The sequence below is a fragment of the Methylobacter psychrophilus genome (assembly GCF_025583945.1).
GTDB lineage: Bacteria > Pseudomonadota > Gammaproteobacteria > Methylococcales > Methylomonadaceae > Methylobacter_C > Methylobacter_C psychrophilus.
Genome location: NZ_JAOEGU010000022.1, coordinates 1 through 24,141 on the forward strand (window position 1 = coordinate 1; position 24,141 = coordinate 24,141).

Consider the following 24,141-nt stretch of genomic DNA (forward strand, 5'->3'; position numbering starts at 1 on the left):
AAGTATATGGGGATTATAAATTGGGGGCTTATTGATTGCGAGTTGCCTAAAGGCCGGAGTACAAACCTAGGTTTGTACTCCAAATTATCAAGGTGTCAGGTATTGTCACTGCCATTAAGTTAAGTATATGGGGATTATAAATTGGGGGCTTATTGATTGCGAGTTGCCTAAAGGCCGGAGTACAAACCTAGGTTTGTACTCCAAATTATCAAGGTGTCAGGTATTGTCACTGCCATTAAGTTAAGTATGTGGAGACTATAAATTGGGGGCTTATTGATTACGAGTTGCCTAACCAGGCAAATCGAAGTATCTGTAACTGGTTACGGCTAGCGCCTAAACTGACTTACCCGGCTGATTTTGTAAAAATTATAATCGTTTTATTTCTTCTGCAAGCACCTGAATGGTTTTCTCAATTTGTGCTTCAGTATGTTCACAGGATATGAAAAAACGCAGGCGGGCAGATTTTTCGGGTACTGCCGGATAGAGTATGGGTTGTACGTTGATGCCTCGTTCAAATAATGCCGTCGATAGACGCACAGCCTTGATAGAGCTGCCGGTAATCGCAGGAATGATGGCCAGACCGGTGCTGGGGCCGGTCTCAATGCCTATTGCTTGTGCTTGTTCCAGAAAAAATCGTCCGCGCTCTTGTAGTGCAGTGACACGCTCAGGTTCCTGTTGTAAGGTCTTTAAAGCTGCCAACGAAGCGGCAGCAACCATGGGTGACATACCTACGCTATAGAGGAAGCCGGGAGCAAGAAATTTGAGGTTTTCAACTAATGCCATTCCTCCGGCGATGTAACCACCACAGCCGGCAAGTGCCTTGCTCAGCGTACCCATCCAGATATCTACGTCATTGCCTTTGAGATTAAAATGTTGACGGATACCCAGACCGGTCTTGCCCATCACTCCAAAGGAATGAGCTTCATCTACCATCAAAAATACCTTGTGTTTGTTTTTGATATCAACAAAAACAGGTAGGTCAGGATAGTCGCCATCCATACTATAGATACCTTCTATTACGATTAGTACCCGTTCAAAGTAAGGCCGTTGTTCGGTAAGAATAGCATCCAGCGTAGCGCTATCGTTGTGTGGAAAAGGCAGGCGCTTGGCACCCGAAAGCGTTATTCCTTGTAAAATACTGTTATGAACAAGTTCATCGTGAAGAATGAGATCTTTTGGTCCGAACAAATAGCCAATTGATGTTACGTTGGTGGCATGTCCGCTAACCAAAACGATCGCATCCTCAACGTCATAGACTTTGGCGATAGTTTGTTCAAGTTCTCTATGAATGGGGCGTTCGCCAGATACCAGTCGACTTGCAGAAACTGAGGTGCCGTATTGGTCGATGGCTGTTTTAGCGGCTTCATTAGTCGCCGGATGGCCAGAAAGTGCCAGATAGTTATAACTGGCGTAGTTGATATACTCTTGGCCGCCAATTTGGGTCGTTGCTCCGGCAATACCTTCGTGTAGTTTAAAAAAAGGGTTACCAATACCCAGCCGCGCTGCGCCATCATTCATGATGCGAATTTGCTGGTAACCTTGATGTAGATGGAATCGGTAATGTTGTTCGGGGGTGTTAACCACCTTGGCAGATATGGCTATGGGGGCTTCGGGAGTACTGCTACGCTCTACCTGACGAAGCCTGCGTTCAAGAGCCTGTTGGATAAGTTTGTCTTTTATTTGGGCGGTCAGGCCGGGAAGTCCTTTTTGAGACATATTAATTAATTATCCTGTCAAGTGAAGTCGCACTTTGAGTTTGTATATCATTTACCAAATTTGTGATTAATTGGGTAGGATTCTCGGCCTCATGTTGTGAAACTATTTGTCGGGTTCGCGCAAGAAGTTCGGTTTTATCCGAGACTGTTTCCAGTTCACTATTACCTTTTAGCTGTTGAATAATACGTTCCGCCAATTTTGTGATTGTTGGGCTTTCACTCAATGCCATAACGGGGAGTCGGGTACCAAAACGCGATTCAAGGGCAACAATTAACTCAACTCCCATTAGAGAATCCAGACCCATATCGTAAATTGATCGGGTTGGGTCAATCTTGTCCGGTGAAACCCGAAGAATTTCACCGACTTCGCTTTTGATCATGCCTGTCAATGTTGTCAATAGATCGGCGTCAGAGAGTTCTAAAAGCAACTGTTGAATATCTTCAGCGTTATCATGTTGACCATCGCTGTCATTAGTATGTCGGGCTAGTTCGCTAAACTTTGGGCTGTTTGCACTGGGCAGAAAACGGGATAGCGCTTTCCAGTCAAGTTCCATTACGCCAAGATTGGAACGATCTGTCATTAACATACTTTCCAGAACATCAAGAGCGATGCCAGAGTTGAGCGCTGATCCACCCATGCGGTTTTGCAAGGCTTCCTTGATTTTTTTATTACGAGCCAAAAATCCGACATCATCAATAGCACCCCAAGCTATGCAGGTAGCCGGTAGCCCGTTAATCCGGCGCTGCTGTGCCAAAGCTTCCAGGCAAGCATTGGCAGCCACATAATTACCTTGGCCAGGATTACCGAACAGAGTGGTTGCAGATGAAAACAGAATAAAGAAGTCCAGAGGCATATCAATAGTCATTTCATGCAGATAATAGGCCCCTAATGCTTTTGGTTCGAGCACGCTTCTAATCTGCTTCGCGTCCATATTACGTATCAATCCGTCATTGATAACGGTGGCGGCATGGACAATGCCTTTTATTGGTGGAAGGCTATTTGCTATTTCAGTGAATAATACTGAAATAGCCTTTTTGTCAGTAATATCGCATGAAGTGGCGTAAACTTTTACGCCTTGTTTCTCGAACAGGTCTATGGCGATCTTGGCTTCATCAGAACTGGGGCCGCTACGGCTGATTAAAACGAGGTTACGAGCACCTTTACTGACCAGCCATTGTGCCGTTCTAAGTCCAAAGCCACTTAATCCTCCTGTTACCAGATAAGATACATTAGCCGGGAGTACCAGTTCTTTCAGGGTTTCTTGATTTGGGGTATAAACATTGTTAATACCATTTCGATAGGTAATGACTATCTTGCCAATCTGCCTGGCCTGCTGCATGTAGCGAAAGGCGTCAACAATATCATCGGCTTCAAAGGCATGATAGGGCAAAGGATGAAGAATACCTTCGCTAAACAAGGCCATGAGTTCAGTAAATAATCGATGAGTCAAGCCGGAATGTATCTGTAATAACTGGTCAGCATCAATACCAAAGTAGCTAATGTTATTACGAAAAGGGCGCAGGCCTATTTTGGTGTTTTCGTAAAAATCCCGTTTACCAAGTTCCAGAAAACGGCCAAAGGGTTTAAGTATCTGAAAATTTCGATTGATGGCTTCCCCAGCCAGAGAATTAAGTATGACATCGATGCCTTTTCCGTCAGTCTGAGCCATAATTTCATCAGCAAAGGCTAGCGAACGAGAATCAAAGATGTGCTCAACACCCAATAGTTGAAGGAAATCACGTTTTTCATCTGAACCTGCGGTAGCGTAGATTTCCGCACCCATCCATTTGGCGATTTGAATGGCTGCAATACCGACACCACCGGCTGCGCCATGGATAAGTATCTTTTCACCGGGCTGCAATCTAGCCAGATGATGCAGCGCATAATAGACAGTGAAAAAGGTACTTGGAATGGTTGCCGCAGCTTCAAATGAGATGCCTGGTGGTATAAGAGAAATAGCATTGGCTTGGGTAATTACCCGGTTACCGAAGCTGGAGGGGCCAAAGCCAACAACCCGATCTCCCAATGAAAATTCACTGGTTTTACTGCCGACAGCTTGTACAATCCCGGAAAATTCCAGGCCCAAGGTAGGGCCTGAAAAACCATTTTCTATGGCTTCGTCGGAAAGCAGGCCAAGGGCGTACATGACATCACGAAAATTAAGGCCGGAGGCATGGACTTCAACTTCTATTTCATCTTCAGAGGTTATGCGGCGTGGCTGTGCTTCCCAACGCAGATTACGTAACTGACCGGGGAATTGAAAGCCAAGATTTATGGTTGGGGATTCAATTTCCTCATGTTCTCGGGAGTCGGGTCCTGGCTCAAGATACAGTCTTGGCGCATAGCGTGCACCACAGCCGGTCAGAATAATTTCCTGTTCATCGTCCGGTATATCAAATTCTTTAGCTAAAGAGGTGACAACAGTATCAATAAGCAGGGGATTTTCCAGATCAATCAGACGGACATTAGTGGTTGAAGCTTCGTTAATCAACGTTCGACCAAATCCCCATAGTGCAGCATCTACACAGATGATAGCGGATGCCGGAACCTTGGAGGAGCTACGCTTGGGCAGTAAATTGGTGGCAGCACCAGTAGTGATTAGCCAGCAGGTCGTGTTGGTTTGAGTATTTTCACAAGCCTGAATAATGTTGGCGGCAGTGGTGCATCTACTCACCTGCTGATCAAGAATGGCTTCAGCCTTGATCAGGTTTGATTGGGGTACAAGACCTGCCAGATAAATGATGCCATCGAGTAGTCCGTAGTTGGCTCTGGTATTTAACAGCAAGAGCTCAATAGTGTCAGTATCGTCAGGACATGCTTGTATGACCAGATCACCTTGCACTTGTAACTTCGCAGTTAAGTGATTTGATAGTTCTGCTGAATAACCGTTTTTATCCGCCAGTATAATCCAGCTACGTGGTGTTATCTCAGGTAACAGGCTTGTCGGCAGCACACTTTCATCGCGTTGGGCTACCAATAAACAGGAGCCGGAAAAGGTGTTTGGCGAGAGTTCAAAGGTTTCTATATTGGAAAAATTGAGTTGTTGTAGCTGTAATTCCCAAAACAGATTTGTACGTTGATTAGATAACCAACTGTCATTTTTTGCCGGATACCAGTGGTTATATTGCCCGCCAAAAACAAAGTCAATCCACCGTGAAGGTTGATTTGCAACGATAATTAAGACGCCTCCAGGAAGGAGAGAAGCGCGAGCGTGTTCTAATGCTTTTATTGCGCATTCGAGTGCATTGAAATCGAGTGTAATGATGGCGATCTGGCAAGTAGCTGCTACGATTGGTTGTTCTGTGGCATTATCGATGAGGCGAGTGTCGATGCCGGGAAATTGTTCCTTGATCTGGGCAATATCTTCCAGTGTCGTTACCGAGGTACTGGCAAAAATGTAATCACAGCAGCTAGAGTCCATAGCTATGCAGGCATCCATGGCAAATGAAGGAGAGCCATCACTGATTTCAATGAGCCCCAAACGCTGGCCTTCAGACAGTTTATTTATGCCCTTGGTAATTAAATCGCGCAGAACCAAACCGATTTTTTGTTTACACTTGGCACCGAGTATCTGGCGTGTCAGTGTTGTTAGTGATGATTCCTGAGGGCAAATTTTAGCTAGTGTCAGGCTACCATCCAAAAGTGATTTCAGATGCATCCCGATACGTCCTACCGAGTGTATTATTTGAAAATAGTCAGGGTAGTCTGCAACCAGGCTGTTCCAAATGTCTTGGGCTGAGGCAAAAGTATCCTCATCGGGCAAAATTTCCCAGCCGTTATGGTTTAAGGCAATAACTTGATCTTCCTCGGCCATGGTTAGTAAATGACTAAGAAACGGTACTATTTCAGGATTAGTATTTTGACAGTCAAAAATATCCTGAGCGGATAGTTTTTTGCCATCTGCCGATAATAACTGTAATGCTTGTCGGGTAAATCGACTGCAAAGGCTATCCAGCAAAGGCTCTACTTCTTCTGTGTAGCGACGATAGGTACCTTTAAGTGTTGCACGTCTTGCCAAATCATCAATAGCTAACTTAACGTTTTCGAAAGTGATAACAGAAGTCGCATCCGGCGTAAAAGCGTGGGGTATTGGTATGCTGTGATAAGTCAGAAAACGTAAATGATCTGCTGCATTTTTGCTAAGGCGAATACTGCGAAACTGTACGCCTTTGAGAACAGCTATGGCTATACTGTCAGTATCAAAAATAGTAAATTCTGTAGTGAGTGAACGTTGGGTTTGACGTAATAAGGTGGCACGGGCAAATCCCGGCTTTGCCTTGCTGCTGCGGAAGGCAATTCTGCTTATTTTGGTAGGGACAAACGTAATGTCGGCATGAGTGCTGATATTGTCTTTCAATAACTGGAATATTAATTGAAAGGTACAATCCAGCAGGGCCGGATGAAGGTGAGTATGTTCCAGTTCCGCTTCAATACTGTCCGGTATTTTAAGGGTAGCCAGTACAGAATTACCCTTTACCCAGCCATAGTCAATACACTGAAAAGCCGGGCCATAAGTTAGTCCGTTTGCATCGGTAAGTGCTTTGTGGCTGGCACCGTTAAAGTCGGGTTGGTCAGCGGGTAACAAGAACTTTTCCTGGCGCAGTAAAATGTCTCCAGGCTTCGTAAGTATACGGCCTACAGCATGCACCGTCCAAGGTTCTGTACTACCATATTCTCTTGCCTTTATGGTTAAGCTACCATCTTGCGCTTCAATCTTAAGGCGAACGACTTTGGTGTGATCGGCGCTTAGCAATAACGGTGAGTGTATTTCTAAATCCTCAATTTCGGCGTAATCATCAGGATGCCAAGCCAAGGCAGCAGCCAGAGCCAGTTCAGAAAAGCCTGCGCCCGGAAAGACAATAGCTCCTCCGACCACATGATCAGCCAAGCTTGGATTAAGTTTTGTATCGAGTTGGTTTTCCCATGTGAGGTCATGTTGTTGTAATGGGTAGCCCAGCAGAGGGTGAATTTTGTGGCGATAAAGCAAGCCAATTGATTCGGGTGTTACCGGGTGCCAATGACGCTCACGTTGCCATGGATAGTTTGGTAGTTGGATAAATTGACCTGGCGTTGAAAAAACAGGCGACCAGTCGAAATTTATACCGGCAATCAGTGCTTGGCTACCTGTTTTCCAGACCAGTTCCGGGTTATCATTGTTCCGGTTAATTGTTGACAGAATTCGACTTTCTGTCTCCAGGTCTTTTACGCAGTCATTGATATAACTGCGTAAGACGGCATGAGGACCGATCTCAATGAAAATATTGATATCATTGCTCAGGATGCTTTTGATGGCTTGCTCGAACAATACGGGTTTGCGAATGTTGTGCCACCAGTATGTTGCATTAAGCTCTGTTCCGTTTAACAGTGCTCCGGTTACCGTCGAGTAAAAGGGGGTGAGGGTTTCCTGCACGTGGAGTTCTGCCAGCGTCTGTTTGATACCGCTTTCGATTTCATCCATGATCGGGCTGTGAAAGGCATAATCAAGATCCAGTCGCCTATTGAAGATGTTACGTTCGTTTAAAGCCGATTCAAGGCAACCAAGCCGTTGTGGACTACCGGCGATGGTCACCCCACGGGAGCTATTGATTCCTGCAATGGTCAATGTTGAAGCAAGATTTAGTTCGTCAAGCAATTGTTGAGTCGCTTCATGGCTTAGCGCTACAGCAGTCATTGCTCCTTTGCCTTTGGTCATTCCTTGTAGCTCGCTACGGTGATAGATAACTGCCACTGCCGCCTCTAGCGATAATGCACCTGATGCCCAAGCTGCAGCAACTTCGCCTACACTGTGACCGGTTACAGCGACAGGCATAATACCCTGGCGCTGCAACATTCGTGTAATTCCAACTTGAAGCGCGAACAGGGCAGGTTGCGCAATTTCCGTATATTGGTAACGATCTTCGCCATTCCTGCCTGCCAGCTCATCTTCCAGTGAAAAATCAGCATAGCGACTAAATATGGCATCAATTTCCCTGATCGTATCCCTAAACAAGGAATCTTCTTCCAGAAGTCGCTTGCCCATTCCTGCCCACTGGGAACCATTCCCTGAATAGATAAAAGCCGGGCCGGAAGGTGCTTTTAAGGCTGATCCTGATACTACCAAGTGTTGTCCTGGTTCATCATTGGCAAAATCAAGCAGTTCTTTGGCGAGATTTTTTGTTGTGGTGCCATAAACTATTGCACGGTGCTCATGCCATTCTCGACTAAATACGGCATTGTAGGCAATGTTGTAAAGTGCAGACTCGGGTTGGTTCTTTAGAAAGTTGGAAAAATCGAGGGCTGCAGCTTTTAGCGCGAGAGGATCTTTGGCCCAGAGAATGATCGGCAGAAGGGAGGTGTTGGTCTGTTCGGGTGAGGATAATTTAACTGGTTCATGACTTTCCAGAATTACATGGGCATTGGCACCACCAAAACCAAAGGAATTTATACCAATAACAAGTTTTCCGGTTTTTTTAAGAGACTGTTTTTTGGTAATAACTTCAATGTTCAGCTCATCAAAAGGAATATTTGGGTTGAGATTTTTAATACCGATAGTTGCCGGGACTAACCGATGCCGTATGCAATAAAGTGCTTTTACCAAGCCAGCTACAGCCGAAGCTGCTTCAAGATGACCTAAATTGCTTTTTATCGAACCGATACGTAGCGGGTTATTAGACGGTCGTAGCTTTCCCAGTGCTTCGCCAATTGCGCGTACTTCAACCGGGTCACCTACTGCCGTACCCGTGCCATGGGCTTCGATGTAATCTATCGTCGCAGGATCAATTCCGGCCTGACTGTATACCTGATTTAGTAAGGCAGCTTGGGTTTTGGAATTAGGTAAGGTAAGTCCTGATTTTTTGCCATCCGTGTTAATCGCAGAATTTGCAACAACGGCCAAAATAGGATTGCCATCGGCTATCGCTTGATCATAATCTTTAAGAAAAAAGACCCCTCCGCCTTCGGACCGTACATAGCCATCAGCATCAGCATCAAACGGATTGCAGCGTCCTCGAGGGGACAGCATGGAGGCTTTGGCAAAGATAATAAAGCCATAAGGATGCATATGCAGGCTAACGCCACCGGTCAACGCCTGGGTACTTTCACCTGACAAAATAGAGCGGCATGCCTGGTGAAAGGCCACCATGGACGATGAGCAGGCAGTATCAATTGCCATGCTGGGGCCTTGCAAATCAAGAACATAAGAAATGCGATTAGCAGCAATGCTTAAGTTGTTACCTGTAGCGACTGATGCATCAATGGCGGCAAGATCATCGGCTGACCGATAGGCGTGATCTGTGCCGGCAATGCCGATAAAAACGCCACATTGACTGCCACGAATAGTGGAAGGCTTAATGCCTGAGTTTTCCAGTGCCTCCCAACTCATTTCCAGTAATAGCCGTTGCTGGGGATCCATCTGTATGGCTTCTCGTGGAGAAATGCCAAAGAATCCTGCATCGAACGTTGTAATATCTCCGATAGAGCCGGCAGCGAAGGTGTAGCTGGTTCCTGGGTGATTTTTATTGGGATGGAGGAAGCTGTCCTTTTCCCATCGACCTGAATTAACTTCTGTCACCAGATCGCGTTCGTCAAGCAGATCTTGCCAATAATCGCTGTTGGTTGTGCCTGGGAATCTGAATGAAAAGCCGGTAATTGCAACTCGTTTTGTCATTGTTCTTGTTTATTTTTATTATGCTAAAAGCCTCAGACAAAGCCGGAGACTTGAAAAGTGAATCGCTCAATGCGAACCGATTATTGTACCGCGAAAATCATAGTGGTTTCTGAAAGATTAAATTTGATGTCCACGTTCTCGGTTTGGTAATTGTGATCAGTAATTTGCCAAATGACATGATTTAATCTCCATAATGACTCAATATAATCCCGCGAAAATGAAAAGTTAATTTAGCCTTTATCCAGTTCTTGCAAATGCCTTAGCTTTTCCTTGATTTTTATTTCCAGGCCTCGATCGACAGGTTGGTAATAACGGGTTCCGATAAGCTGATCGGGGAAATAATTTTCACCGGCGGCATAGGCTTCCGGTTCATCATGGGCGTAACGGTATTCTTTACCATAATCCAGCGATTTCATGAGTTTGGTGGGTGCATTTCTTAAATGCACAGGTACACCCAGACTACCGCTTTGTCTGGCATCGCGCATGGCGGCATTATAAGCTTTATAAACGGCATTGCTTTTGGGGGCACAGGCTAAATAGACAATGGCTTGTGCCAGAGCCAGTTCACCTTCCGGACTGCCCAGACGTTCCTGCGCTTCCCAGGCATTAATGGCGATTTGCAAGGCTCTGGGGTCGGCATTACCGATATCTTCGGAGGCCATTCTGACGACACGTCTGGCCAAATAGGCCAAGTCACAACCGCCATCCATCATGCGACACAGCCAGTAGAGCGAAGCGTCAGGCGAGCTGCCTCTTACTGATTTATGCAGGGCTGAAATCTGGTTATAAAATTCTTCGCCCTGATTATCAAAGCGTCTAACGCCACCAGATAGGACTTCTTTGGCACAGGCTTCATTAATAATGTTGCTATGCTTTGCGGCGGCAAGCTCTACTCCGATTTCCAGTAAATTTAACAGCCTTCTGGCATCGCCATCAGCGGCTTCGGCAAATTGTCGTTTAATATCCTCGGCCATTTCAATGCCAAGACTACCCAGTCCTTTATGACTATCTGTCAGTGCCTTGTTTAAAACATCTTGTAAGTCTTCACTGGTTAAAGCATTAAGCACATAAACGCGAGCTCGTGACAACAGCGCATTGTTGAGGGCAAATGACGGGTTTTCAGTTGTTGCACCAACAAAATAAACCGTGCCATCTTCAACATGGGGCAGGAAAGCATCTTGTTGTGATTTATTAAAGCGATGGACTTCATCGACAAATAAAATAGTGCGCTTATGCTGTTCAAGTTGGATTTTTTTGGCGGCGCTAACCGCAGCTCTGATTTCCTTAACACCTGATAATACCGCAGAAATCGGCATAAACTCGGCATCAGAGTGCAGGGCAATAAGGCGTGCCAGTGTGGTTTTTCCGGTTCCTGGCGGCCCCCAGAAAATCATGGAATGCAGTCGCCCGGATACCACGGCTTCATAGAGTGGTTTACCGGGTTTTAGAATATGTTGTTGTCCCACATAATCGTCCAGCGATTGTGGCCGCATTCTATCAGCTAATGGCTTGGTCAAATCATCAAACATTGAGGGCAGGTGCAAGAAAAAAGGTTAAAGGCTTGTGGCTTTAGTTTAAAAGCTTTTCACCACGAAGACACGAAGGACACTAATTTTTTTCTTTCTTCGTGATCTTCGTGTCTTCGTAGTGAATAAAAAAGCTCCTAATCAGAAAATACATCAGCACCCTTAGGGGCTTTAAATTCAAATACGGTGGGTTTTATGGGGGGATTTAGTAACACATTGGAAAAATAGATGCGCGTTAGCTGACCAAAATTATCATTCAACTCCATACCTGCCAATGAGCCTTTATTCAAGCCTATCAAAATGTATTTAAAGCTGCTTTCCTGATTCTTGGGCAATAATTTAACCCACTGTAAATCCCCTTCGCCGCCCTGGTTTTCCATAGTGAAATTATCATTCAGAGATATATTGCCGCTTAACAGTAATGCGGGCGTTGAACCTACTGACTCATCGAGTTTTTTAACAGTAACTTGTTCTAAATCTGCATCATAAAACCAGACTTTTCCTGAAGTAGAAACAATTTGTTGTTGAAACGGTTTTAAATAATCCCAGCGAAATTTACCAGGCCGTTGCAGGTAAAAAATCCCGGAGCTGGTTTGGTAAGGATCACCGGCCTCATTAATCAATACCTGTTTAAAATCAGCAGTTAATGACTTGGATGCTGTTAAAAATGCCTGCAATTGTTTGATAGGTTCATCTGCGGCATAGCTGGCACTATTGCCAAGAAAGAAGACCAGAAAAATCAGGCGAAAAACAATTATTTTATTCATAGATACTCTTTTGTAATTCATTGGGGTTGAGGCTCACTTTGATTCGGCATACTTTTATTTTGACCTGGTTCAGTATCGCCCTCGAAAAAATCTTCGAACCATGATTTATCCTGGTCAAGAACTTCTTGGCCACAATTTGAGTAGGCAGTTGGCTCTGAGCCTGATATATAGGGATATTCCTTGCCGCCTCCGCAGCCTTTACGCGTTAATAAACCACTACCAGGCTCAACCCAGACCAGATTGACATTATCAGGTGGAATCAAATTAACAGGTTGGGTTGATATCTGCTGCATTAACGATGTCCAGATAGGCAGTGCTCCTGTTGAACCGGTTAGTCCAATCGATTTATTATCATCCCGGCCTATCCAAACTACTGACAAGTAATCTCCGGTATATCCTGCAAACCAGCTATCCTTGGCATCATTAGTGGTGCCTGTTTTACCTGCCAGACCATAGTTTTCAGGGAAAGATGAGTAAGCTGATCGTCCGGTACCTTCGTGCATGACTTCCTGCAACATGGTATTAACAATATAGGTTGCCGCTGGATCTACGGCCTGTTTGACAGTGAAGGGATAACTTTGTAATTGTTTACCTTCGGTATCAACGACTGCTCTAATACTTTTTATGGGCGTTGAAAAGCCATCTCCGGCTAATGTTTGATACATCTGGGTAACTTCAATAGGTGTCAGTGACGCCGCTCCCAACAACAACGAAGGGAACAGATCAAGTGATCTGGTGACGCCCATGTTTTTTAAGGTGTTGGCTACTTTGGCTACGCCAATATCCATGCCTACACGGACGGTGGCCAGGTTGTAAGACTTTGCCAAAGCTGTATGCAAGGCTACACTGCCATGTTCTCTATGATCGTAGTTTTTAGGTATCCAGTCGGTACCATTTTGTCCTTTAACGACAATGGTTGAGTCGCTAACTCTTGTGGTGATGGTGTATTTTTCAGGATATTCCAGAGCCGTCAAATAAATGGCGGGCTTGATCAATGAGCCGATAGGACGTACTGCATCCAATGCGCGATTGAAGCCACCAGCCAGGTTTTCACGACCACTGGTCAATGCAGTAACCTCGCCGCTATCCCTGCGGGTAACGATGACCGCTGTTTCAAGGTTATTGGCGTGAGGCGTCTTTTCCAGTTGATTTAGCTTGGCGTCAACGGTCTTTTCCAGAACATCCTGAATCTGGGTGTCTAGTGTAGTAAAAATTCTCAGACCCTGAGACGTTAAATCTTCCTCGTGATAATCCTGCTTTAATTGCCGTTTAACGAGATCAAGAAAGCCGGGATAGCGATTGGACGAACGCTGCATGCGCGGAATTATACTTAACGGCTTGGCTATTGCTGCATTTGCCTCGTTCGTAGTTATATAGCCTTCTGTTGCCATTTCATTAAGTACCAGATTGCGTCGTTGTAGGGCGCGATCAGGAAAGCGTCTTGGATCATATTCAGAAGGACCTCGGACCAATGCCACCAAGGATGCGACCTGTTCTAACGGGAGATCTTTTAAGGTACTGCCAAAATAGAATTCACTGGCCAGACCAAAGCCGTGAACAGCACTTGAGCCATTTTGGCCTAAATATATTTCATTCAAGTAAGCTTCAAGAATTTCATTTTTAGTGTAGCGATATTCTAAAATTAGCGCCATCAAGGCTTCTTTGACTTTACGGGACAAGCGTCGCTCATTGGTTAAATAAAAGTTTTTGACCAATTGTTGGGTTATGGTACTGCCACCTTGTACCATACCGCCAGCACGAACATTGGTCCACATGGCTCTGGCAATACCTTTCAGTGAAACGCCAAAATGTTGATAAAAATCCCGATCTTCCGAGGCAAGCAAGCCTTTGACCAGTGTATCCGGTGCTTCTTCCAGCTTGATGAGTACTCTGTCTTCTTTAATAGTCGGGTAAAAACTGCCTATTTGCACGGGATCCATACGGATAATGGCAACATCCTGAGTCGTTGTTAAATCAGTGATTTTTCCTATGCCTGACTCGATAAAGCTCAGTTGCATCAACATACTGGGTTGATGCTGATCCCAAAAAGCGAAAGCGCGTGTTTTTACCGTAATTTCTGCACCTTTTTTAAAGTAGCTTCCTTCGGCAGATAACTCGGCATCCGGGCGGTAATGTAATATTTTTAAGAGCGCTTCAAATTTTCCGGCCGACAAGGCATGGCCGGCATAAAGTTCAACAGGGCTGGCATAAACTCTGGCAGGAATGGCCCAGCGCTTGCCTTCAAATTGATTGCGAACGTTATAATCCAGATAACCCAGATAACTGACAAACATAAATAAACCAACCGCTGAAAAAATCAGAAACAGGTTTCTAAACCAATGATTAGTCGATTTTTTTTTGTTGTATCGAGAGTTGCGCCTGTTTGTTTTTTCTGCCATAGCCTTTTATAGTGTCATTATTCTAATTATCCCTATCTTTACCGCCTATTATACATAAATCAGCATAGCCGGATTTAGTTAGGATGACTCTATCGTTATAAAATGAACATCAAGTGAACGAGTTTCTTGGCTTGTGTATATTTAAATAGATAAAACAATTTTTCCGGTCGTATGTCCGGTTTCAATTAACTGGTGAGCAATAGCCGCCTCTTTGAGGGGCAGTTGCTTACTGACATGGAGTTTTAACAGGCCTTGATCAGCCCATTGTGCACAGTTATTTAATATATTGATATGCTTGTCTCTTGCTTCAGGCAGGTCTCTGAGCATGGGTGTCAGCATCAGCTCAAAGCCGATTAATAAATTCCGCATTCTGGCTTCGTTCAAGTTTAATTCACCGGGATCCAGTAACGTTATTAAACGGCCAAAATGGGCGGTCGCCGCGATACTCTTTTCAAATACAGCGCTACCGACCGTATCAAAAACCAGGTCAGCACCTTTGCCGTCGGTAAGCTCATTTACCGTAGCGACAAAATCCTGCTGTGTATAAATAATAGCCTCATCAGCACCCAGATTTTTAACAAAGTCGGCTTTTTGTGCGGAACTCACCGTCGTAATGACTTTGGCACCTTTTAGCTTTGCCAGTTGTATGGCGACATGTCCGACGCCTCCTGTTCCGGCGTGGATCAACACAGTTTGACCTGCCTGCAAACCGCCCCTGTCAAACAAAGCCCCCCATGCGGTAATTAATACCAAGGGCGCTGCTGCGGCTTCAATAAATGAAAAAGTTTTGGGGCTCAGGCTAACCCAGCGCTCATCGAGTACAGTGTATTGCGCATAATTCCCCTGTTCGCGGCCCAGTCCACCATTGCAAAACCAGACCTTATCGCCGACTTTAAATTGACTCACTGCGGTACCTGTTTCAACAACGATCCCTGCACCATCACAACCTAAAACTGCCGGTAAAGGCTGATCAAAAAACAGGCCATTATGACGGACTTTAGTATCAACAGGATTAACACCTGCCGCTTGCAGTTTAATTTTAATTTGCGTTGTTTCTAAAATTTCCGGCTCAGGAATGTCCTGATATTTTAAAACATCGATTTTGCCAACGGCAGTCATTAGTATTGCTTTCATGGGTAAATTCCTGAGGTGTTAAATAGAATCAATCAGCCAGCCATTGCTGACGATAATCCTGGTAAGAATAGTGTTTTAGCTTTTTTAGACATAGCTCTTGATAGCTATAAATATCCGGGAAATTGTAGCCGTTAAAGCGATTGGCTTTGATCAGGCTGTAAGCGCCAATGTTTTTAAAAGTAACTTTATCACCAACAGTTAGAGGCTTATTGAATTGATATTCTCCAAACACGTCACCTGCCAGGCAGGTACATCCCGCTAAAATTGTAGAATAATTGCCCTTGGCGTCGTGTTCATGTAGCTCAGGTTGGCGCTGATATTCAAATACTTCGGGATTATGATTGACCGACGTATCCAATATGGCAATAGTTTTACCATCACTGACAAAGCTGTCAATAACCGTGCTTACCAGATATCCGGCACTACCGACGACTGCTTTGCCCGGCTCAATATAAACATCAAGATTAAAATCTTTTTTTAGCTGGCTTGCCAGATCAATAAAGGGACGATGATCCGGTATCTGATTAAATAAATAACCGCCACCCAGATTCAGCCATTCAAGTTGAGCCAGGCTTTTGCCAAAATAACTACGCAGTTTCTCTACTGTTTTAATGAGTGGTGTAAAGTCGGTAGCCGAAAAAACATTATGCACATGCAGTCCCTTAACTTGATCAAGACAAGAGGATTGCCATAACTCATCAATATCGATTCCCAGTTTTGAATAAGGTCGACAGGGATCAAACCGGTCATCTTTAAGAAAAGACAACTTGGGATTAACCCGTAAACCAATTGATACCGATGTTTTCGCCGTGCCTGAAAAACGCTGATACTGTGTTGTCGAGTTAAAACTGAGATGGGTCACCAAACGCCCAATTTCGTCCCATTCATCCGGTTTTATACCTGGCGTTGTTAAATGAATATCACCTTGTCCTGCCAAAATTTCATTTGCCAGTCGTGCTTCAAATAAAGAACTGGCCGAAAAGCCGTCAATAAAAGGCTTTACCAGTTCCAGAACCGGGGCTAAAGGTAATGACTTGATTGAATATAGCACCTTGCATCGAGATCGGTGGCGTAGGGTATTTAAAACTTTTAAGGTGCTGATAATCTCATCTGCATCCAAAATAAATGCAGGTGAGGAAGAAATACTGTCTTTTATGAGTTTAAAATCCATTAATTAGAAAACGTGTAGTCCTAAAAATAAGTTACCCAGATAATACACAGATTGACTGCTTTGGTAAAAAGCAATATTTATTGTAACTACCGCATACTATTAAAGTATGCGGGTTAAAATTATTCAAGAGGACAAATTCCTTCAATTTAATCTGTGAAGCTGTGAAATTTTTTTGTCGCTGAGTAGATCGGTATTTTTACCGCGATTTAATCAACGGTTATTTCTCTGAATTATTTATTTAAGATTAAAGATATCAACAGTTATCTGGCGTGTTTTGAGGATGATGGTATTTGATTTACACAGCTTCTGGTGTGATTAAAGTCCAATAGACGAATAGCCACTGCGGATATTCGTCATTAATATGATACTAATAAGAACTATTGTTAAATAATAGCGTCGGATCCGATAAAATTTATTTTATTGTTTTTAAATCAGCTGCTTATGGTTATTTTTGGCGTCTGATAATTAGCCATAATTATCAATTTTTCAGGCGGTAGTTTGCTATAAATTTAAAAATAGTCATATAACAGACTTGTTAATCCTATATGATAAGAACTGGAAAGGATTTTCTTTTCACGTATTTATTGACGAATACTACCGATCAATTACATAAGAGGATTTTTAAATATTATGAATTTTATTAAAAAAACAGCATTAACTTTGTTTATGGCAATTTCTTTAGGTGCAATTAGCACGACTGCTTTTGCAGAAGAAGCAGCTGCTCCTGTTGCTGATTCAGCGACAAGTGTTACCCAAACTATTGGTCATGTTGAAGCAGCTTTAGCTCAAGCAAAAAAAGGCGATCTTTCTGCATCTCTGTTGCACATAAAATCTGCACGTGAATCTGCTGAAAGCATTACTGGCAATGAAGATGTTTTAAAGAAAGCCAATGCAACTATCATCCTGGGTCAAATACAAGTTAAACAGGGTAATAGTGAAAAATCAGCTGTTGAATTGGCAAAGGCGTTAGAGCTGTATAAATCACTATAATAATCAGTAGATTTAAGGGTTGTTAATATTCAACCTTGTTTGTAATCTAGTCCAGACTGTTTCGGGTGTGCATCTATTTTCTATAGTGCTCACGCGTAATGGCAGGATTGGGTTGCTACAACACTTATAACCAAGATACGCCATTCATATAACTTCTAACGTTTTTTGGTTTCCTCGTTATAAGATAGTGACTTAAGTTGACATCAGCTTTATTAGTCGTTCAATCAATTCATTTCTCGCGCTGGTTTTCCGCCAAATCCTACCAATAATATGCCAAGAACCAGCTCCACAAAAGAGATATAGCAAATATCATCAGCAGGTTAATTAATGGCAATTTTTGGCATAAACGTTATTCGTGTTCCTGCTCTGACTATTTGCCTTAACGTTCCAAGTCCTGTCACTCTCATCTTCTGCTGTTATTCTGCACCGTTTAACGGACAAATTTTTAATGTTTGGTCACGCAAGCAATCCTCTTCATCCAGCAATAATAACTATTGATCAACCGACTTTGCTTGTTCCATAATATTTTTGATGCTGACGCGTTATCAACGGCTATGGCCAGAGAGAACTCATCTTTAAAAGACCTCTCTACGCAATATTTCGGCGAATTTTGACAGATCGCTTTATGGTGATGATCAAGGCAGAATAAAGTTTGGTAATGTCCCGGCAGACGGTCAAATGCAAGGTGGACAACCAGAGTAGCATAGCGGCGACGCTACACAGGCATCAACAAACTCTTATGAGCGATAACGTACTGACTACCATCAGTTTTTCGATTAGAGTGCTTTTAAGCTTTTGACGAAACTATGGTTCTTGGTTAATATGGCTTGCTTATCTTTGGCCACGAAATAGTGCAATAGTAAATCAGTATAAAAGAATGGTTTTTTAATGATTATCACAAGAGAGAATGGTTATGAATAAAAATACTTATCTTGGTTTGGCCTTGGCTACTTGTCTGGGTGTTGTTTCTGCACCTTTGTTGGCAGAATTGTCATCTGCTCCTGAATATAATGAGCCAATACCTACCTTTAATGAACACCAAGAGCCTTCCGAGCTACAAAGACAAAAGGCGGAGCGTAACAGGCCTGCTATAACTGCACCGGCAAGAATATCTGTGGAGCAGCAACCTGCTCAAACCAATGAACAAATACCTACATTTAATGAACATCAGGAGCCTTCCGAACTTCAAAGACAAAAGGCGCAGTAAAATAAAGGTGTCGCTAAATAAAAACCGTAAGGTTAATGGCACGATAACAGGCTACTAATTTAAAACGGGACAGATAAATAAAATTGGCCTATTGATTCCGGGAGCGCTGAGCCCCAGCTCGGCGTAGTCACCAATAGCCAGTAATCGGTTTGATTATCCCGTGCCGAGCTGGGGCTCGGCGTTCCCGGAAAGTTATCTGTTCCGTCTTAAGTTGGTAGCCCACGATAACATCAAAAAGCAGTGGCAATTCACGAAATAAAAACTCAAGTAATCTGATAATCGCTTACTTTATTGGCGTTTGATCAGGACAGATATTTGAGCTGTCCTGATTTCTCATAGCGTTAATCGCATGGGTGGAGTCGGATTAACCCCCCATTTATCAAAATCCTCTTCTGTAAACGTAATTAAGACATGTCCTGTTAGTGGCTCTTTTTTGATTAGGCCGGTCAGGGTTGAGTGCTACCCTGACCGGCTGTCAACTATCCGGCAAGCTGATTTTGCCGGATTAATTTCTCTAAACCAGCTTTATCAGCCAGGCAGCGATGTAAATTGACGTTTAACATGGGCACTCACGGTCTATCTATGTAGGTTATCTTTGATCAATTTGGCATTCAGGGCTCGTAACCCTAGCGCAAAGCCAAGCGCAATTAGACCGGCAATCAACAGGGTTTCTGGTGATGCGCCCAGCCGTTCAAACCACTGTGTGTAGAAATGTATGCCGCCAAAGACGGCTACTACGTTAACTAACCATCGTCGATTGCATTGCCAAGCCCAAATACCGGCACTTATCAACGCAATTGCCCAAAAACTCGCAAAAATCCAATCAGCGATGACAATTTCGCCGCCTTGGCTACGATCACCCCATAAAGAACCAATCCAAAAGCCAAAGTTGATAAGAAATACTCCTGTTCTTGTCGCGGCGATGGCAATGTCTTTATAGTTTGCAGCAATTATCTTCGATAATTGATAAGTCGCGATCGAGAAAATAGTGAACAAGATTACAGTTAACGTAGGTTCTTGAATCCCAAGAAAGTACGTGGCGTGTAAATAACCCGTCCTCGCGCCGAGGCACGAGGAAAGGGCAAGTACCGCCAGAACAGTCAGCAGCGAACTCCGTGCGAAAATACCCGCACTCGCAAATACTGTGGCAATCAACAAGTAGGTGCCGGCAGCTCCCTCTTCAGCGCTGATAACGCCGCCCCCAAACAAAAGCGCTCCTACCACGACACATATGTTGGCAAGAACTATCCATTGCTCATGGTGCGTATATATCATTACAATTCCAGCGGCACCGATCATTAATCCAAGGGAGATAGCCGTCGCAGAGGTTGGCAGAAGGGCAAGGGTAGCGCCGCCGACGGCGATGACACCGAAGCCAACGAGAATGTTGAAGGCGAGGGTAGCCGTGCTGTGAGCAGAAAGCAGACTGAATTTTTCATATTCAGTCTGATTGATTTTCCTTTCCTCCAGAAGCTTATCCAGGTCAAGTGTTACTTTCATTGTGGTCTCCTCTGTTTCAAGCCTGATAAATAAAACGATAGTTTCCGTAAATATTCTTAATTGGTACACTTTAAGCCGTAATTATCCGTAATCCTAAATCTATATCTTCTCGTATCGACAAATGTATGGTTTTTTGTTGATGCACTATTGACCGATTAACCAACCTTGTTGAATCAATACTGCCCGCTTTCTTGTCGGATATTTTACCCCTTGATCAATAGCAGTAGATCGGCTTTGGTCTGTTGCTTGAATAGCTAAAATCGGCAAAACCGGACGGTTAATACTGTAAATGAGGCTATTTGCCGCCAACCTTTTTAAGGGCTGTTTTATCTTATATCCGATTACTGTATTTGGTGCAATATAAGTAAGATTGTTGAGAATTTCTGCTGTATAAAGCGTAATATTGCCCCCATAATTCCTATCCATGAATCATACCAATTATGAATAATTATCCTGTTGTGCCGGCTTCTGAGGCTTTTAGACTTATTAGCATGAATGGCAAGATGTCTTTTATTGATGTCAGGTCGCAGGGGGAATATGAAAAAGCTCACTTTGGAAATACGGTAAATATTCCCATACTTTCAAATTTACATCGCCATGAGGTAGGACTTACCTACAAAATTGAAGGCTCTGAAGCGGCAAAGGCGCTTGGGCATAAACTCGTCAGCGGCGATTACAAAGAACAACTGATTCACCAATGGTGTGAGTCGATTAGAAATCATCCTCAACATCCTGCTTTAATCTTTTGTTGGCGGGGTGGACTACGATCCCAATTGGCCCAGGATTGGGTGTACCAAAATGGCTTTGAAGTTTTTCGTGTTGATTCCGGTTATAAAGGTTTACGACATGAGGCCCTTAAGGCGTTGGAAAATCCTGCTCCCTTTATTATTCTCTCTGGAATGACGGGATCCGGAAAAACCCGCTTGATTCATAAACTCCGCAATTTTGTTGATCTTGAGGGCCTTGCCAAGCATAGAGGCAGTGCTTTTGGAGCGCATTTTGGAGAAAGCCAACCGCAACAAGCTACGTTTGAAAATAAGTTGGCGCAAGCTCTTTATCAAGTTGCTGAGACTTACGTTCTTGAGGATGAAAGTCCTAATATTGGTCGATGTCACTTGCCTGACAGCTTTTATGCCCGGATGATTCCTGCGCCCATGGTGATGATTGAAACACCGGTTCGACTGCGGGCATTTGAAATTTATAAAGAATATATTCAAATGCCTCTTAAAAACGGGAGGCCGTTGTGTGAATTGGAACAGAGCTTTGCCCAAAATATAGAAAGAATTAGAAATAAGCTGGGTGGCCTTGAGTGCGATAAAATTAAAAGTATTCTGAGGTTAGCGTTCAAAGCTGAGGCAATGGATGAAGATAATATTGCCATTCATCTTGACTGGATTGAACGTTTGCTCTCACATTACTACGACAAACTTTATCAGCATTCACTGTCTTTAAAATCACGAAAGACCTTATATAAAGGTTCCTGGCAGGATTGTTTGGATTTTTTAAAGAGTTTGCAAAATGAATAAAAACTCAGCGCCGATTGTTTCAGATTTGGTTTTACTCGGCGGCGGGCATGCCAATATCCAGGTCTTAAAAATGATGGCCATGAATCCCATTGGCGGCCTTCGAATCACCTTAATATCCGATCAAACCCATTCGCCTTACTCCGGGATGATACCGGGCTATTTGGCCGGCTTTTATGCTTATGAAGACTGCCATTTTGATTTAAGAAGACTCTGTGAAGAATTGGGTCTGCGCTTTATCAAGGCAAAAATTATCGGCATAGATCCGCAAAGAAAAAAAATTCAGTTGGAGAATAGGGCGGAAATCGGTTACGACTGTGCATCTATTAACGTCGGTATTGAGCCCAAGAGCATAGAAAAATTCTCACAGGAATCGGTTTTAAAAATTATCCCGCTTAAACCGATTTCACAATTTATTGCGCATTGGGATCAGTTAATTTCAGATTTGAAGGATTATAAAGGCAGTGATTTCTTACCACTGGCAGTTGTTGGTGCTGGTGCTGCCGGTGTTGAAATCTCGATTATCCTGAAATTGTTAATCAATCAAAATAAGTGGAATGCCAATGTAAGCCTTATTCACCGACATGACTATTTGGTTTCAGAAAAAGATCATCAAGCCCGAAAACAGCTACTAAAAACCCTTAAAAAATTGGCTATAAAAGTCTACAAAAATACTGATGTACTTGAAGTGCAAGAAAACGCTTTGGTGCTTAAAGATGATAAAGGGCTTATTCGTAATGAAATTTTTTACAGGGCGCTCATCGCTACACAGGCTTCTGCACCTTTGTGGTTTAAAAATTCAAAGCTTCCGGTCAATCAGGAGGGTTTTGTAAAGGTTACCGAAAAATTACTTGTTGAAAATGAAAAGGCACTTTTTGCTGCGGGAGATTGTATTCACTTCTCGCCTTTGCCTTTGAAAAAGGCGGGCGTTTATGCAGTGCGGCAGGGCATGATTCTTGAGCATAATATACGCGCCTTTTTCACCCGGAAGTCCACGTTAAAAACCTTCCATCCTAAAAAAAATGTGCTGTCTTTAATTACCATTGGCGATCGGAAAGCCCTCGTTCACCAAGATAGTATTTGCATCCTAAGATGGCTATCACCTTCACTTTTATGGACCGTTAAGGACTGGATCGACAGACGTTTTATGTCTCGTTTTCAGGCCAAGACTTTTAGCATAAAACCCCTGCATTTTAATAAAGTCATGCCGGTACCCAAAAGCACTCTTGTTCCGGAAGATTGGCAAGATAACACGTGCGGTGGCTGTGGCAGTAAATTAGCAGCATCCACGCTGATACAAAGTCTGAATAAGTTGACGATTCCACAAGATGACTTTGTGTTGCTGGGTGTGAAGGAGGCAGAAGACTGTGCGTTGACTCAGGTTTCCGAGCATACTTTATGCTTGCAAACCATTGATCAATTTCGGTCTTTTATTTCAGATCCTTATTTGCTGGGTCAAATTGCAACCCAGCATGCTTTAAGCGATGTCTATGCCATGGGCGGCGTTGCCAAGACTGCGCAAGTTGGCTTAACGCTATGCGCGGCTAACGGGAAGATTCATAGGGAAGATATTTTTCAGGTAATGTCAGGTGTGCTGGATATCTTGACTAAAAGTGCTGCTTCCCTTGTTGGCGGCCACACCGGTGAAGGCTCCGAGCTTTCAATTGCCATTGCCGTTCAGGGTGAAGTAGCGCCGAAGCAAGTTTTAAGAAAACAACTGACACAACCCGGAAACCAATTAATTCTCACCAAACCCATTGGTACGGGAGTCATCTTTGCCGCTAATATGCTGGCCCAAGCCAATGGCAAACTGGTGGATGAGGCGCTTTCAAGTATGCTTCAATCCAATAAAATAGCCATGGAAATTATCAGAGCTTTTGATATTTCTGGTTGCACGGATATTACCGGTTTTGGCCTGTTAGGCCACGCGTTTGAAATGTTGGGCAAAAATAGTGATAACGCTTTAGGCATTAAAATCGACTATAAAACAATCCCCTTATTCGATGGCGTTAGCGAATTATTTGAAAAAGGTTATTTTGCCTCTATTGCCGGTAATAATTATGAGACGTTAAGTTCTGTTCTTGGCGCTGAGGTGAACAATCAAAACTTTCCTGCACTTTTTGACCCGCAAACAAGCGGAGGCCTTTTGTTTTCAGTGTCTTCTGTCCAGACCAAAGACTGTCTAAAAGCTCTTTATAAAAAGGGCGTTAAGGCTTGTGTTATTGGTGAAGTTATCGATAAGAATCAAATAATAATTTTTTGATTCAACTTTGGATTTTATCCGTAAACAAGCCGTTAATAAAATATTTAGGTATGCAAAAATTACGGTTTTTTACTATCCGTCGCCGTGATTGTTTTTCGTAAAATAAAACGATAAAACCAACCTGATGTCGAACTGGCTTATAATGATTTTTAATAGAGACCATAATCAAGTCGCCACACAAGAAATAAACTTATGCGTATTCTCAGCTTTCTCGCTCTTGTGGTGATCTCGATTATTGAGGTCGGCCCTGTTCCCATCACTCCGATAGTATTGGTTTGGGTGGTGTTATTCAGACCGTTA

At 43.5% G+C, this 24,141-nt stretch carries 13 protein-coding genes; 4 read left to right on the top strand and 9 right to left on the bottom strand.

The window, feature by feature from the left end:
- Positions 1-366: 366 nt before the first annotated feature.
- The 7 genes from N7974_RS11640 to N7974_RS11670 all read right to left on the bottom strand — a co-directional run bounded on the left by N7974_RS11640 (position 367) and on the right by N7974_RS11670 (position 16,358).
- On the bottom strand, positions 367-1,716 hold the full coding sequence (locus N7974_RS11640) for an aminotransferase class I/II-fold pyridoxal phosphate-dependent enzyme (protein ID WP_262965782.1): 1,350 nt from the start codon (positions 1,714-1,716) through the stop codon (positions 367-369).
- 1 nt (position 1,717) lies between these two features.
- Positions 1,718-9,361, bottom strand: coding sequence for a type I polyketide synthase (locus N7974_RS11645; protein WP_262965783.1), 7,644 nt, complete (start codon positions 9,359-9,361; stop codon positions 1,718-1,720).
- 230 nt (positions 9,362-9,591) lie between these two features.
- A complete protein-coding gene (locus N7974_RS11650) occupies positions 9,592-10,890 on the bottom strand; it encodes a replication-associated recombination protein A (RefSeq protein ID WP_262965784.1) in 1,299 nt (432 codons plus the stop codon).
- A 134-nt stretch (positions 10,891-11,024) separates the two neighbouring features.
- Entirely contained in the window at positions 11,025-11,654 is a 630-nt protein-coding gene (gene lolA, locus N7974_RS11655; protein WP_262965785.1) for an outer membrane lipoprotein chaperone LolA, read from the bottom strand.
- A gap of 17 nt (positions 11,655-11,671) precedes the next feature.
- Positions 11,672-14,053 (bottom strand): penicillin-binding protein 1B, encoded by a 2,382-nt coding sequence (gene mrcB / locus N7974_RS11660; RefSeq protein ID WP_262965786.1) that lies wholly within the window; start codon positions 14,051-14,053, stop codon positions 11,672-11,674.
- A gap of 141 nt (positions 14,054-14,194) precedes the next feature.
- A complete protein-coding gene (locus tag N7974_RS11665) occupies positions 14,195-15,187 on the bottom strand; it encodes a zinc-dependent alcohol dehydrogenase family protein (protein ID WP_262965787.1) in 993 nt (330 codons plus the stop codon).
- A gap of 28 nt (positions 15,188-15,215) precedes the next feature.
- Positions 15,216-16,358 carry a type III PLP-dependent enzyme domain-containing protein gene (locus N7974_RS11670; RefSeq protein WP_262965788.1) on the bottom strand — a complete coding sequence of 381 codons (1,143 nt, stop codon included), beginning with the start codon at positions 16,356-16,358 and terminating at the stop codon, positions 15,216-15,218.
- 630 nt (positions 16,359-16,988) lie between these two features.
- On the opposite strand from N7974_RS11670, the gene N7974_RS11675 reads away from it, so the two are divergent.
- Both N7974_RS11675 and N7974_RS11680 read left to right on the top strand, forming a co-directional pair.
- Positions 16,989-17,348, top strand: a complete 360-nt coding sequence (locus N7974_RS11675) for a hypothetical protein (RefSeq protein ID WP_262965789.1) — start codon at positions 16,989-16,991, stop codon at positions 17,346-17,348.
- 913 nt (positions 17,349-18,261) lie between these two features.
- A complete protein-coding gene (locus tag N7974_RS11680) occupies positions 18,262-18,555 on the top strand; it encodes a hypothetical protein (protein WP_262965790.1) in 294 nt (97 codons plus the stop codon).
- A 576-nt stretch (positions 18,556-19,131) separates the two neighbouring features.
- Here the strand turns inward: N7974_RS11680 and N7974_RS11685 are convergent.
- Both N7974_RS11685 and N7974_RS11690 read right to left on the bottom strand, forming a co-directional pair.
- The gene (locus N7974_RS11685; RefSeq protein ID WP_262965791.1) at positions 19,132-20,055 is read right to left on the bottom strand and encodes a hypothetical protein; all 924 of its coding nucleotides are present in this window, start codon (positions 20,053-20,055) and stop codon (positions 19,132-19,134) included.
- Positions 20,056-20,199: 144 nt separating this feature from the next.
- Positions 20,200-20,481 carry a hypothetical protein gene (locus N7974_RS11690; protein WP_262965792.1) on the bottom strand — a complete coding sequence of 94 codons (282 nt, stop codon included), beginning with the start codon at positions 20,479-20,481 and terminating at the stop codon, positions 20,200-20,202.
- Between the two features lie 14 nt (positions 20,482-20,495).
- Here N7974_RS11690 and mnmH point away from each other — a divergent pair, with 14 nt between their 5' ends.
- Positions 20,496-21,581: a tRNA 2-selenouridine(34) synthase MnmH gene (gene mnmH, locus N7974_RS11695; protein WP_262965793.1), complete on the top strand. Its 1,086-nt coding sequence runs from the start codon at positions 20,496-20,498 to the stop codon at positions 21,579-21,581.
- Complete coding sequence (gene selD, locus N7974_RS11700) at positions 21,574-23,841, top strand: selenide, water dikinase SelD (RefSeq protein WP_262965794.1); 2,268 nt, start codon at positions 21,574-21,576, stop codon at positions 23,839-23,841. The genes mnmH and selD overlap by 8 nt, the downstream gene beginning before the upstream one ends.
- Positions 23,842-24,141: the final 300 nt, after the last annotated feature.

Coding starts and splice junctions, on each gene's coding strand:
- N7974_RS11640 (WP_262965782.1), bottom strand. CDS start 1,716: ATGTCTCAAAAAGGACTTCCCGGCCTGACCGCCCAAATAAAAGACAAA.
- N7974_RS11645 (WP_262965783.1), bottom strand. CDS start 9,361: ATGACAAAACGAGTTGCAATTACCGGCTTTTCATTCAGATTCCCAGGC.
- N7974_RS11650 (WP_262965784.1), bottom strand. CDS start 10,890: ATGTTTGATGATTTGACCAAGCCATTAGCTGATAGAATGCGGCCACAA.
- lolA (WP_262965785.1), bottom strand. CDS start 11,654: ATGAATAAAATAATTGTTTTTCGCCTGATTTTTCTGGTCTTCTTTCTT.
- mrcB (WP_262965786.1), bottom strand. CDS start 14,053: ATGGCAGAAAAAACAAACAGGCGCAACTCTCGATACAACAAAAAAAAA.
- N7974_RS11665 (WP_262965787.1), bottom strand. CDS start 15,187: ATGAAAGCAATACTAATGACTGCCGTTGGCAAAATCGATGTTTTAAAA.
- N7974_RS11670 (WP_262965788.1), bottom strand. CDS start 16,358: ATGGATTTTAAACTCATAAAAGACAGTATTTCTTCCTCACCTGCATTT.
- N7974_RS11675 (WP_262965789.1), top strand. CDS start 16,989: ATGAATTTTATTAAAAAAACAGCATTAACTTTGTTTATGGCAATTTCT.
- N7974_RS11680 (WP_262965790.1), top strand. CDS start 18,262: ATGAATAAAAATACTTATCTTGGTTTGGCCTTGGCTACTTGTCTGGGT.
- N7974_RS11685 (WP_262965791.1), bottom strand. CDS start 20,055: ATGAAAGTAACACTTGACCTGGATAAGCTTCTGGAGGAAAGGAAAATC.
- N7974_RS11690 (WP_262965792.1), bottom strand. CDS start 20,481: ATGGATAGGAATTATGGGGGCAATATTACGCTTTATACAGCAGAAATT.
- mnmH (WP_262965793.1), top strand. CDS start 20,496: ATGAATAATTATCCTGTTGTGCCGGCTTCTGAGGCTTTTAGACTTATT.
- selD (WP_262965794.1), top strand. CDS start 21,574: ATGAATAAAAACTCAGCGCCGATTGTTTCAGATTTGGTTTTACTCGGC.